At 71.2% G+C, this 11,997-nt stretch carries 9 protein-coding genes and 1 tRNA gene; 9 read left to right on the top strand and 1 reads right to left on the bottom strand.

Translation table 11 applies throughout. The features are described 5' to 3' along the window. Positions 1–76: 76 nt before the first annotated feature. The 7 genes from gnd to WA762_RS07990 all read left to right on the top strand — a co-directional run bounded on the left by gnd (position 77) and on the right by WA762_RS07990 (position 8,956). Positions 77–952, top strand: coding sequence for a phosphogluconate dehydrogenase (NAD(+)-dependent, decarboxylating) (gene gnd / locus WA762_RS08020; protein WP_335934113.1), 876 nt, complete (start codon positions 77–79; stop codon positions 950–952). A gap of 82 nt (positions 953–1,034) precedes the next feature. Continuing rightward, positions 1,035–2,162: a DNA replication/repair protein RecF gene (recF, locus tag WA762_RS08015; RefSeq protein WP_335934112.1), complete on the top strand. Its 1,128-nt coding sequence runs from the start codon at positions 1,035–1,037 to the stop codon at positions 2,160–2,162. Next, the gene (locus WA762_RS08010; protein ID WP_335934111.1) at positions 2,159–2,728 is read left to right on the top strand and encodes a DciA family protein; all 570 of its coding nucleotides are present in this window, start codon (positions 2,159–2,161) and stop codon (positions 2,726–2,728) included. The genes recF and WA762_RS08010 overlap by 4 nt, the downstream gene beginning before the upstream one ends. Before the next feature lie 582 nt (positions 2,729–3,310). Further along, entirely contained in the window at positions 3,311–5,446 is a 2,136-nt protein-coding gene (gene gyrB / locus WA762_RS08005) for a DNA topoisomerase (ATP-hydrolyzing) subunit B (protein WP_335934109.1), read from the top strand. Positions 5,447–5,491: 45 nt separating this feature from the next. Then, positions 5,492–8,131 carry a DNA gyrase subunit A gene (gyrA, locus tag WA762_RS08000; protein ID WP_335934107.1) on the top strand — a complete coding sequence of 880 codons (2,640 nt, stop codon included), beginning with the start codon at positions 5,492–5,494 and terminating at the stop codon, positions 8,129–8,131. A 93-nt stretch (positions 8,132–8,224) separates the two neighbouring features. After that, a complete protein-coding gene (locus WA762_RS07995; protein WP_335934105.1) occupies positions 8,225–8,812 on the top strand; it encodes a DUF3566 domain-containing protein in 588 nt (195 codons plus the stop codon). Between the two features lie 70 nt (positions 8,813–8,882). Continuing rightward, positions 8,883–8,956: transfer RNA gene (locus WA762_RS07990), tRNA-Ile, on the top strand. Between the two features lie 359 nt (positions 8,957–9,315). On the opposite strand, the gene WA762_RS07985 is transcribed toward WA762_RS07990, so the two are convergent. Then, positions 9,316–9,690 (bottom strand): DUF6344 domain-containing protein, encoded by a 375-nt coding sequence (locus tag WA762_RS07985; RefSeq protein WP_335934103.1) that lies wholly within the window; start codon positions 9,688–9,690, stop codon positions 9,316–9,318. A 383-nt stretch (positions 9,691–10,073) separates the two neighbouring features. On the opposite strand from WA762_RS07985, the gene WA762_RS07980 reads away from it, so the two are divergent. After that, the gene (locus WA762_RS07980; protein ID WP_003958712.1) at positions 10,074–10,208 is read left to right on the top strand and encodes a DLW-39 family protein; all 135 of its coding nucleotides are present in this window, start codon (positions 10,074–10,076) and stop codon (positions 10,206–10,208) included. A 367-nt stretch (positions 10,209–10,575) separates the two neighbouring features. Continuing rightward, positions 10,576–11,976, top strand: coding sequence for a hypothetical protein (locus WA762_RS07975; protein WP_335934097.1), 1,401 nt, complete (start codon positions 10,576–10,578; stop codon positions 11,974–11,976). Positions 11,977–11,997: the final 21 nt, after the last annotated feature.

Below are 11,997 nucleotides of genomic sequence, written 5' to 3'. Positions count from 1 at the left end.
GCCCGCCGGTCCTTCCCCCTTCGGGCGTAGGCTCGCTCCTGGGTACGAATCGGCACAACGCTTAAGGAAATCTCTGATGGAGCTCGGTCTCGTCGGCCTCGGCAAGATGGGCGGCAACATGCGCGAGCGCATCCGCCGCGCAGGCCACACCGTCATCGGTTACGACCGCAACCCGGACCTCTCCGACGTCGGCAGCCTCGAGGAGCTCGTGGGCAGGCTGAACGGCCCCCGGGTCGTCTGGGTGATGGTGCCGGCCGGCGCTCCGACCCAGGCCACCATCGACGAGCTGGCCGGACTCCTGTCCCCCGGCGACGTCGTGGTGGACGGCGGGAACTCCCGCTGGACGGACGACGAGAAGCACGCCGTCGAGCTGGGCATCAAGGGCATCGGCTTCGTGGACTGCGGGGTCTCCGGCGGCGTCTGGGGCCTGGAGAACGGCTACGCGCTGATGTACGGCGGCGACGCCGAGAACGTGGCCAAGGTCCGGCCCATCTTCGAGGCGCTGAAGCCCGAGGGCGACTTCGGCTCCGTCCACGCGGGCAAGGTCGGTGCCGGCCACTTCGCGAAGATGGTCCACAACGGCATCGAGTACGCCATGATGCAGGCGTTCGCCGAGGGCTGGGAGCTGCTGGAGAAGGTCGACTCCGTCACCGACGTGCGCGAGGTCTTCCGCTCCTGGCAGGAGGGCACGGTCATCCGTTCCTGGCTGCTGGACCTGGCGGTCAACGCGCTGGACGAGGACGAGCACCTCGGCAAGCTCCGGGGCTACGCCGCCGACTCCGGCGAGGGCCGCTGGACGGTGGAGGCGGCGATCGACAACGCGGTGCCGCTGCCCGCGATCACGGCGTCGCTCTTCGCCCGGTTCGCCTCGCGGCAGGAGGACTCCCCGCAGATGAAGATGATCGCCGCGCTGCGCAACCAGTTCGGCGGCCACGCGGTCGAGAGCAAGTAGCAGCCGCGGGGGTGCGGGCCGTCCCGCCCGCGCCCACCGCTCGGAGCACGGAGCAGGAAGCCGGGAAGGTCGGCGCACACCCATGCACGTCACGCATCTCTCGCTGGCCGACTTCCGCTCGTACGCCCGGGCCGAGGTTCCCCTCGACCCGGGCGTCACCGTGTTCGTGGGGGCCAACGGTCAGGGCAAGACGAATCTGGTGGAGGCCGTCGGCTATCTGGCGACGCTCGGCAGCCACCGGGTCTCCTCCGACGCGCCGCTGGTGCGGATGGGCGCCGACCGGGCGGTGATACGGGCCGCCGTCACCCAGGGCGAGCGTTCCCAGCTGGTCGAGCTGGAGCTCAACCCCGGCAAGGCCAACCGCGCCAGGATCAACAGATCGTCGCAGGTCAGGCCCCGTGACGTGCTGGGCATCGTGCGGACGGTGCTGTTCGCCCCGGAGGACCTGGCGCTGGTCAAGGGCGACCCCGGGGAGCGCCGGCGCTTCCTCGACGAGCTGGTCACGGCGCGTTCGCCGCGCATGGCCGGGGTGCGCGCCGACTACGAGCGGGTGCTGAAACAGCGCAACACCCTGCTGAAGTCGGCGGCGATGGCGCGCCGGCACGGCGGCCGGTCGATGGACCTGTCCACCCTGGACGTGTGGGACCAGCATCTGGCCCGGGCGGGCGCGGAACTGCTGGCGCGGCGGCTCGATCTGGTCGCCGCCCTGGGGCCGCTGGCCGACAAGGCGTACGGCGACGTCGCGCCGGGCGGCGGCCCGGTGACGCTGGAGTACCGGAGCTCCGCCGCCGGGGCGGAACCGGCGGCCGGCCGGGAGGAGCTGTACGAGCGGCTGACCGCGGCCCTGGCCGAGGTCCGCAAGCAGGAGATCGAGCGCGGCGTGACGCTGGTCGGCCCGCACCGCGACGACCTGCTCCTGGGCCTGCGCGGGATGCCGGCCAAGGGGTACGCGAGCCACGGCGAGTCCTGGTCGTACGCGCTGGCGCTGCGGCTGGCCTCGTACGAGCTGCTGCGCGGCGAGGGGAACGAGCCGGTGCTGGTGCTGGACGACGTCTTCGCCGAGCTGGACGCGCGGCGCCGCGAGCGGCTGGCGGAGCTGGTCGCGCCCGGGGAGCAGGTGCTGGTGACGGCCGCGGTGGACGACGACGTCCCCGGGGTGCTGGCGGGGGCGCGGTACGCGGTCTCCGCGGGCGAGGTGGAGCGACTGTGACCGGCCGGGACGAGGCGCCGGGAGCGCCGGGGGGCCGGGCGGGCGGAGCCGTCGGGCCGGAGCCGTCGGGCGTCGACCTGGCCCGGGTGGCGTTGCGCGCGGCGAAGGAGCAGGCGCGGGCGCGCGGCGCGGCGGTGCAGCAGCGGAAGCAGGCCCGGCGAGGCGGGGGGCTGCGTTCCGGGGCGCGGGCCGACGGGCGCGACCCGTTGCCGCTGGGCGCGGCGATCAACCGTCTGATCACCGAGCGGGGCTGGGAGACGCCCGCCGCGGTGGGCGGGGTGATGGGGCGCTGGCCGCAGATCGTGGGCGAGGACCTGGCCAAGCACTGCGTGCCGCTGCGGTACGACGAGGAGCCGGACGCGCGGGTGCTGACCGTGCAGTGCGACTCGACGGCGTGGGCGACGCAGCTGCGGCTGCTGGCGCCCCAGCTGGTGGCCCGGCTGAACGCGGATCTGGGGCATGGCACCGTCCGGATGATCAAGGTGCTGGGGCCGGGCGGCCCGCAGCGCGGATACGGCCCGCTGCGGGCGCCGGGGAGCAGGGGACCGGGCGACACCTACGGCTGAGGCGGCGCGCTCCTCCCCCCGGCGGCGCGTCGGAGCCGGGTCTCTCCCCCGCTCCCGGGCCTGGACCTCTCCCCCGCTCCCGGGCGTCCGGACCGGACGGGCAGGGCCTTGGACCGGACGGACGGGACCTGGTCCGGGTCCGGGACGGGCCCTCTGAACGAGATCTGGGCCGGGGCTGGACGAGCCGTCGGACGGGCGGTCGGTCCGTGCCTCGGACGCAGCGGTTCGCGGGCGCGGCGGGCCCCGGACCCATGGCCTCCGCCCGGCGGGACGCCCGTCGCACCCCGTCTCGTACAGGCGTACGGCGGTCGAAACCACAAGGCTGGAGCGGGGCGTCCCTCACGGTAGCGGGAGGTTGACAGTCGGAAGCGCACAATGCCCGCGTGAGCCTCTTGGGGGCCCTTCCTGAATATGGGGAGTCGTCAGGCGCTCATTGAGGGCGGCACATGCGTACTCAGGTACCGGCAAACCCCCATGAGTGTCGGCGCTACCGGTAGACTGGTGGACAATCCCGCATTTCGCGGGAGTCGTCGATTACAAGCCGAACGACGCAGCCGCTCCGGTCTGTCCGGAGGATGGCCTGTGCTGTGCCAGAAAGGGCGCTTCGTGGCCGATTCCGGCAACCCCAACGAGAACATTCCGTCCGCATCCGGTGAGAGCGGCGAGCCCGCCGTCCCGGACGAATCGGTCGCCGTCGAGGCGGCGGCGGCCGGGGCCCCCGGCTCCGGCGAGGCCGCCGCCTCGTACGACGCCAGCGCGATCACCGTCCTTGAGGGCCTGGACGCGGTCCGCAAGCGACCTGGCATGTACATCGGCTCGACCGGTGAACGCGGCCTGCACCACCTCGTGCAGGAGGTCGTCGACAACTCGGTCGACGAGGCGATGGCCGGGCACGCGGACACGATCGACGTCACGCTCCTGGCCGACGGCGGCGTCCGCGTGGTCGACAACGGCCGCGGCATCCCGGTCGACATCGTGCCGTCGGAGAAGAAGCCGGCGGTCGAGGTCGTGCTGACGGTGCTGCACGCGGGCGGCAAGTTCGGCGGCGGCGGCTACGCCGTCTCCGGCGGTCTGCACGGCGTCGGCGTCTCCGTGGTGAACGCGCTGTCGACGCGCCTCGCCGTCGAGGTCAAGCGGGACGGATACCGCTGGACCCAGGACTACAAGCTCGGTGTGCCCACGGCCCCGCTGGCCCGCAACGAGGCCACCGACGAGTCCGGCACCTCGGTCACCTTCTGGGCCGACGGAGACGTCTTCGAGACCACCGAGTACTCCTTCGAGACGCTGTCGCGCCGCTTCCAGGAGATGGCGTTCCTCAACAAGGGCCTGACCATCCGGCTCACCGACGAGCGCGAGTCGGCGAAGGCCACGGTGGGCGCGGACGTCGCCGAGGTGGCCGAGGTCGCCGAGGAGGAGCAGGCCCGCACGGTCACGTACCACTACGAGGGCGGCATCGTCGACTTCGTGAAGTACCTCAACTCCCGCAAGGGCGAGGTCATCCACCAGTCGGTGATCGACATCGAGGCCGAGGACAAGGAGCGTCTGCTCTCGGCCGAGATCGCCATGCAGTGGAACACGCAGTACACCGAGGGCGTGTACTCCTTCGCGAACACGATCCACACGCATGAGGGCGGCACCCACGAGGAGGGCTTCCGCGCCGCGCTGACCACGCTGGTCAACAAGTACGCGCGCGAGAAGAAGCTGCTCCGCGACAAGGACGACAACCTCACGGGCGACGACATCCGCGAGGGCCTGACGGCGATCATCTCGGTGAAGCTGGGCGAGCCGCAGTTCGAGGGCCAGACGAAGACCAAGCTGGGCAACACGGAGGCGAAGACCTTCGTCCAGAAGGTCGTCCACGAGCACCTCACGGACTGGTTCGACCGCAATCCGAACGAGGCGGCCGACATCATCCGCAAGGCCATCGCGGCCGCCACCGCCCGGGTCGCGGCCCGCAAGGCGCGCGACCTGACCCGCCGCAAGGGGCTGCTGGAGAGCGCCTCGCTGCCGGGCAAGCTGAGCGACTGCCAGTCCAACGACCCGTCGCAGTGCGAGATCTTCATCGTCGAGGGCGACTCCGCCGGCGGTTCGGCGAAGTCCGGCCGCAACCCGATGTACCAGGCGATCCTGCCGATCCGCGGCAAGATCCTGAACGTCGAGAAGGCCCGGGTCGACAAGATCCTGCAGAACGCCGAGATCCAGGCGCTCATCTCGGCCTTCGGCACCGGGGTCCACGAGGACTTCGACATCGAGAAGCTCCGCTATCACAAGATCATTCTGATGGCGGACGCCGACGTCGACGGCCAGCACATCAACACCCTGCTGCTGACGTTCCTCTTCCGTTTCATGCGCCCGCTGGTCGAGGCCGGGCACGTGTTCCTCTCCCGCCCGCCGCTCTACAAGATCAAGTGGGGCCGGGACGACTTCGAGTACGCGTACTCGGACCGCGAGCGCGACGCCCTGGTGGCGCTGGGCAAGCAGAACGGCAAGCGGATCAAGGAGGACTCGATCCAGCGCTTCAAGGGTCTCGGCGAGATGAACGCCGAGGAGCTGCGCGTCACCACCATGGACATCGACCACCGGGTCCTCGGCCAGGTCACGCTGGACGACGCGGCGCAGGCCGACGACCTCTTCTCGGTGCTCATGGGCGAGGACGTCGAGGCGCGGCGCTCGTTCATCCAGCGCAACGCCAAGGACGTCCGCTTCCTCGACATCTGAGTCGGCCGTACCAGCAACCGCCGCTCGAAAGGACTTTGACCAGCAATGGCCGACGAGAACACCCCTGTGACACCTGAAGAGGAGCCCGCCGCCGCCGGCGTGGGCATGCGCGTCGAGCCCGTCGGGCTCGAGACGGAGATGCAGCGCTCCTACCTCGACTACGCGATGTCCGTGATCGTCTCGCGTGCGCTGCCGGACGTGCGGGACGGCCTCAAGCCCGTCCACCGCCGCGTGCTGTACGCGATGTACGACGGCGGCTACCGGCCCGAGAAGGGCTTCTACAAGTGCGCCCGCGTCGTCGGCGACGTCATGGGCACGTACCACCCGCACGGCGACTCGTCGATCTACGACGCCCTGGTGCGCCTGGCGCAGCCGTGGTCGATGCGGATGCCGCTGGTGGACTCCAACGGCAACTTCGGTTCCCCGGGCAACGACCCGGCCGCCGCCATGCGGTACACCGAGTGCAAGATGATGCCGCTGTCCATGGAGATGGTCCGCGACATCGACGAGGAGACCGTCGACTTCCAGGACAACTACGACGGCCGCAACCAGGAGCCGACGGTCCTGCCGGCCCGCTTCCCGAACCTGCTGGTCAACGGTTCGGCGGGGATCGCGGTCGGCATGGCGACCAACATCCCGCCGCACAACCTGCGCGAGGTCGCGGACGGCGCCCAGTGGTACCTGGAGCACCCGGAGGCCTCGCAGGAGGAGCTCCTGGAGGCGCTGATCGAGCGCATCAAGGGCCCGGACTTCCCGACCGGCGCGCTGGTCGTGGGCCGTCAGGGCATCGAGGAGGCGTACCGCACCGGCCGCGGTTCGATCACGATGCGCGCGGTCGTCGAGGTGGAGGAGATCCAGAACCGCCAGTGCCTGGTGGTCACGGAGCTCCCGTACCAGACCAACCCCGACAACCTGGCGCAGAAGATCGCCGACCTGGTGAAGGACGGCAAGATCGGCGGCATCGCGGACGTCCGCGACGAGTCCTCCTCGCGCACCGGCCAGCGGCTCGTCATCGTGCTGAAGCGGGACGCGGTCGCCAAGGTCGTGCTGAACAACCTGTACAAGCACACCGACCTCCAGAGCAACTTCGGCGCCAACATGCTGGCGCTGGTCGACGGCGTGCCGCGCACCCTGTCGATCGACGCGTTCATCCGCCACTGGGTGACGCACCAGATCGAGGTCATCGTCCGGCGCACCCGGTTCCGGCTGCGCAAGGCCGAGGAGCGGGCGCACATCCTGCGCGGCCTGCTCAAGGCCCTGGACGCGATCGACGAGGTCATCGCCCTCATCCGGCGCAGCCAGACGGTCGAGGCGGCGCGCGAGGGCCTGATGGGCCTGCTGGAGATCGACGAGATCCAGGCGAACGCCATCCTGGAGATGCAGCTGCGCCGACTGGCCGCGCTGGAGCGCCAGAAGATCACCGCCGAGCACGACGAACTCCAGGCGAAGATCAACGAGTACAACGCGATCCTGGCGTCGCCGGAGCGGCAGCGGCAGATCGTCAGCGAGGAACTGGCCGCGATCGTCGAGAAGTTCGGCGACGACCGGCGTTCCAAGCTGGTGCCCTTCGAGGGCGACATGTCCATCGAGGACCTGATCGCCGAGGAGGACATCGTCGTCACGATCACGCGCGGCGGCTATGTGAAGCGCACGAAGACGGACGACTACCGCTCGCAGAAGCGCGGCGGCAAGGGCGTGCGCGGCACGAAGCTCAAGGAAGACGACATCGTCGACCACTTCTTCGTGTCGACGACCCACCACTGGCTGCTGTTCTTCACCAACAAGGGCCGGGTGTACCGCGCGAAGGCGTACGAGCTCCCGGACGCCGGGCGGGACGCGCGCGGTCAGCACGTCGCCAATCTGCTGGCCTTCCAGCCGGACGAGCGGATCGCCCAGATCCTGGCGATCCGCGACTACGAGGCCGCGCCGTATCTGATCCTGGCCACGAAGGGCGGTCTGGTGAAGAAGACCGCGCTGAAGGACTACGATTCCCCCCGTTCCGGCGGTGTCATCGCCATCAACCTCCGTGAGACGGAGGATGGTTCGGACGACGAGCTGATCGGCGCGGAGCTGGTGTCGGCCGAGGACGATCTGCTGCTCATCAGCAAGAAGGCGCAGTCGATCCGGTTCACGGCGACGGACGAGGCGCTGCGGCCGATGGGCCGTGCCACCTCGGGCGTGAAGGGCATGAGCTTCCGCGAGGGGGACGAGCTGCTCTCGATGAATGTTGTCCGTCCGGGCACGTTCGTGTTCACTGCCACCGACGGCGGTTACGCGAAGCGGACTGCCGTCGACGAGTACCGGGTTCAGGGTCGCGGCGGCCTCGGCATCAAGGCCGCCAAGATCGTGGAGGACCGCGGTTCGCTGGTCGGGGCGCTGGTGGTGGAGGAATCGGACGAGATCCTCGCCATCACCCTGGGCGGTGGCGTGATCCGTACCCGAGTGAATGAGGTCAGGGAGACGGGCCGTGACACCATGGGCGTCCAACTGATCAATCTGGGCAAGCGCGATGCCGTCGTCGGGATCGCTCGCAACGCCGAAGCCGGCCAGGAGGCCGAGGAGGCCGAGGGGTCCGAGACGGACGCCGGGGCCGCGACGGCGGAGCCCGCCCAGGACACGGCCGGCAGCACGGTCGAGGGCAACGCCGAGGACACGTCGTCCTCGGCCGGGGAGCACGAGGAGTAGAGCGTGAGTGGAGCCACGGGCGCCGGTTCGGCCGCTTCCGGAGCTGGAGCGAACGGTGCCCGTGGCCCTGCCACGGACTCCCAAGGGGGCACTGTGACGGACACCCGGGGGCCTCGGCCCTCGTACGAGGGCTATGCGAACGGGCCGTTGCCCGGTGACCGCGAGCCCGCATCGGGGCAGGCGAGCGGGCCGTACCACCCGCCGCAGGCGTACCCCTCGCCCGCGGGCGGGACCCAGGGCGGCCGGCCGAACGGCACGGAGGGGGCGCAGGCGTCCCGGATGCCGCGGACCGGCGCGCGCACGACCCCGCGCACCCGCAAGGCCCGTCTGCGGGTGGCGAAGGCCGACCCGTGGTCGGTGATGAAGGTGAGCTTCCTGCTCTCGATCGCGCTCGGCATCTGCACGGTGGTGGCGTCCGCGGTGCTGTGGATGGTGATGGACGCGATGGGCGTCTTCTCCGCCGTGGGCGGCACGCTCAGCGAGGCCACCGGCTCGAACGACGGCGGCGGCTTCGATCTCCAGTCGTTCCTGTCGCTGCCGCGGGTCCTGCTGTTCACGTCGGTCATCGCGCTGATCGACGTGGTGCTGGCGACCGCGCTGGCGACGCTGGGCTCCTTCATCTACAACCTGTCGGCCGGTTTCGTGGGGGGCGTCGAGCTCACGCTGGCCGAGGACGAGTAGGGCTCGCGGTATCGATTTTGGGACTGGCCCCGACGTGCGCTAATCTTCAGAAGTCAGCGCACAGCGCGGCGGGGCTATAGCTCAGTTGGTTAGAGCGCATCCCTGATAAGGATGAGGCCACAGGTTCAAATCCTGTTAGCCCCACAGTGACGGACGAAGGCCCGGTAACTCCTCGGAGATACCGGGCCTTCGTCGTGCGCAGCGGTCGTGATCGGCGGACGGTCGGGGCGGTGGCGGCCGGGCCTGGCGGCGGAGGAGCGCCGGGCGGCCCGGGTGTCGGGGAGAGTGCCGGACGGGCCGGGTGGTGCGGAGGCGCCGGACGGGCCGGCTGGGGCCGGCCGACGGGGCGGCGAGTCTGCCGGCCGGCGGATGGCCGGGCCGGCGGAATGGTCTGGCGGGCGGGTCGGCGGGAGGCGCTGGGCGCGTGAAGAAGCCCCCGCCCGGTGTGGACCGGGTGCGGGGGCTCGGTGTGCCGGTCACCGCCCTCGGGGCGGCGGGGCCGCTCAGGGCGGCAGGAGGGAGGTGTCCCCCGCCGCGGCCCAGTGGGCGATGCGGGCGGAGCCGATCGCGGCCGGGATGTTCGCCAGGGCGTCCGCGGGGACGTGTCTCGCGGCGGGCGAGGAGCCGTGCGCCTCGGCGCGGATGCGCTGCTTCATCGTCGGCGGCAGCGTCCTGTCACGCGGAAGAGTCCATCGGACCGACGGGGCGGTCGCGGTCACCGTCGTCGAACCCGCCTGTGCCTGGTTCGTGGTGGCCGGTTCCGGGACGCTCTGCTCCGTGGCCGTGGCCGGGCTGCTCATGAGGCCCAGGGCGGCGAGGAGGGCGAAGAAGGCGGTGACGAAGGCGGTCCAGATGCTCTTGGGCGTGAAGGCGCTCATGGCCCCTCGCTTTCGGTCGGTCCGGTTTGCTTGCCTTTCCGATGATGTGGAAGAGGCTCGCGATTTCGTGGACCGACGCCTCGAATCCGGCGATCTTCAGATGAACACCACTCGTATGGTTCAACCGGCCTTGACGGGCTTCTCCGGGCCGAGCGATGCGGCCCCGCCCGCCGGGTCCGGCGGGTCCCCGCGCGTGCTTCTCGGGGCGGCTCACGGGCCGTCCTCGGGAGGATTCTCCGGGTGGTCACGGGTGGGCGTGCGGTGCGTTGATCGCTTTTCCCCCGGCTCCAGTTGGGTCGCGGGCAGGTCACCGATCGATATCGGCCGGTGTGTATAGTCGGGCGGCAGAAGTCCCCTACGTCAAGGAAAGACGAGGTCGCGCGGTGAAGAAGCTTCTCCTGGTCGCACTGGCCGCCATCGGCGGGCTCCTCGTGTACCGCCAGATCCAGGCGGATCGCGCCGAGCAGGATCTGTGGACGGAGGCGACTGACTCCGTGCCCGCAGGTTCGGGTGTGTGAGACAGACAGCCTGATTGCGGGCCCCGGTCGCTGAGCGGCCGGGGCTTCGTGCTGTTGCGGCGGCGGCGCGTCCGTGCGCCGGACGCGTCCTCACCGCGGGTGTCGCCCGCGCGTATCGGCCGGGCGTGTCGGCCGGGTGCGCGCGGGCCCGGCGGGAGGCCGCCCGGCCGCGCGGCCGGGCGGCCGGAACCTGGACAAGGCGGGCAATCGGATCGGCGTCGAAGACAGCGGCGGTGCGGGCGGGGCAGGATGGACCGGCATCGCGGCCGCCGCCGGGCGGACGCCGCGGCGGTGATCGCGCGGCCCGTGTCCGTACGTCCTGGCGTCGCGGGCGGGCCGGGCAGGGGACGACGAGGGGAAGCGCGTGATGAGGCAGCGCAGCAGGGGCCGGACGGCGCTGGTCGCGGTCGCGGCGATGTGCGCGGCGGCGGCGCTGCCGGGGCAGGCGTACGCGGCCGGGGAGAGCTCGGCGTACACCTTCGATCCCGGGGCGAAGAAGATCACCGGCTCCGAGGTCAGCATCGAGGCGTCGCCGCTCTCGGCCGGGTCGGTCTACCGGAGCTCGATCAAGGGCGGCGAGCAGCTCTACTACCGCCTGGACCTCGACGCGAAGACGAACGCGTACGTCTCCGTCGTGGCCGTGCCCAGGGGCGGCGGCCAGGTCGCCTACGGGGACGGCTTCACGGTCAGCGTCCGGGACAGCACGGACCGGCAGTGCGGCTACGACACGGCCAGGTTCCAGTCGGCGGAGTTCCCGCGCCCGATCGCCGCGTACGCCTACCGGACCGTCGACGAGGGCGGCGGCGCCTGCCAGGAGGCCGGGACGTACAGCGTCCTGATCGAGCGGGAGAGCAAGGACACCTCGTCGCCCGAGGCGTGGGACCTGGAACTGCGCTACGTTTCGGAGCCGCGGCTGAGAGCGGCCGGCCCGATGCCCTCCGAGGCCCCGGAGAACTGGCCGTCCGAGTCGCCCGCGCCGCCCGCCACCGCCCCCCAGAAGCGCTCCGGCGGCACCAGCTACTACGACGCGACCAGCCTGGACACCGGCGAGTGGCACGACGACGTCGCGCCCGGGCAGACCCGCTTCTACCGGGTGCCGGTCGACTGGGGCCAGCAGCTCTACGCCACCGTCGACCTGGGCAACAACAACGCCTCCACCGAGTTCGTCGGCAGCGCGCTCACGCTGTCCCTGGACAACCCGGCGCACGGCCACGTCGACGACGCGTCGCCGCTCTCGTACGCCGGCAAGTCCACGTCGGTGTCGCTGGCCCCGCTGCCCCCGGTGGCGTACGAGAACCGCCACGCGTCCAACAGCAGCGTCAGCGCGATGCGCTTCGCCGGGTGGTACTACCTGTCGGTCACGCTCAGCCCCAAGGTGGCGAAGTCGTACGGCGACAAGCCGATCCCGCTCAGCCTCAAGGTCACGGTGAAGGGGACGGCGGAGAAGACGCCGTACGCGGGAGACCCGGGGATCTTCTCGGTCACCGGGAACGACAAGGACATGGCGAGAAGCGGAAAGAGCGCCTCCGACGCGGCCCGGAGCGACACCATGCGGGCGGTCGGCGTGGCCGGGATCAGCGCGGGCGCGGTGCTGGTGCTCGGACTCGGGGTGTGGACGCTGCTGGCCCGCCGCCGGGCCGCGGCGACGGCCGGAGGCCAGGGCGGGGCCCCGGGTGCGACGGCCGGCGCGTCCGGTGCGGCCGGTGCTCAGGGCGGGGCTGCCGGGGACGGCCGGTCGCCCTACGGAGGGCCGCCGCAGAACTGGTAGCGGCCACGCGGGCCGCGCGTC

It is taken from the genome of Streptomyces tyrfis, from assembly GCF_037034285.1.
Lineage (GTDB): Bacteria > Actinomycetota > Actinomycetes > Streptomycetales > Streptomycetaceae > Streptomyces.
This window is presented reverse-complemented; position numbering and strand designations above follow the sequence as displayed.

Excerpts from the sequence above, each read along its gene's own strand:
- gnd (WP_335934113.1), top strand. The coding sequence starts at position 77 with ATGGAGCTCGGTCTCGTCGGCCTCGGCAAGATGGGCGGCAACATGCGC.
- recF (WP_335934112.1), top strand. The coding sequence starts at position 1,035 with ATGCACGTCACGCATCTCTCGCTGGCCGACTTCCGCTCGTACGCCCGG.
- gyrA (WP_335934107.1), top strand. The coding sequence starts at position 5,492 with ATGGCCGACGAGAACACCCCTGTGACACCTGAAGAGGAGCCCGCCGCC.
- WA762_RS07985 (WP_335934103.1), bottom strand. The coding sequence starts at position 9,690 with ATGAGCGCCTTCACGCCCAAGAGCATCTGGACCGCCTTCGTCACCGCC.
- WA762_RS07975 (WP_335934097.1), top strand. The coding sequence starts at position 10,576 with ATGAGGCAGCGCAGCAGGGGCCGGACGGCGCTGGTCGCGGTCGCGGCG.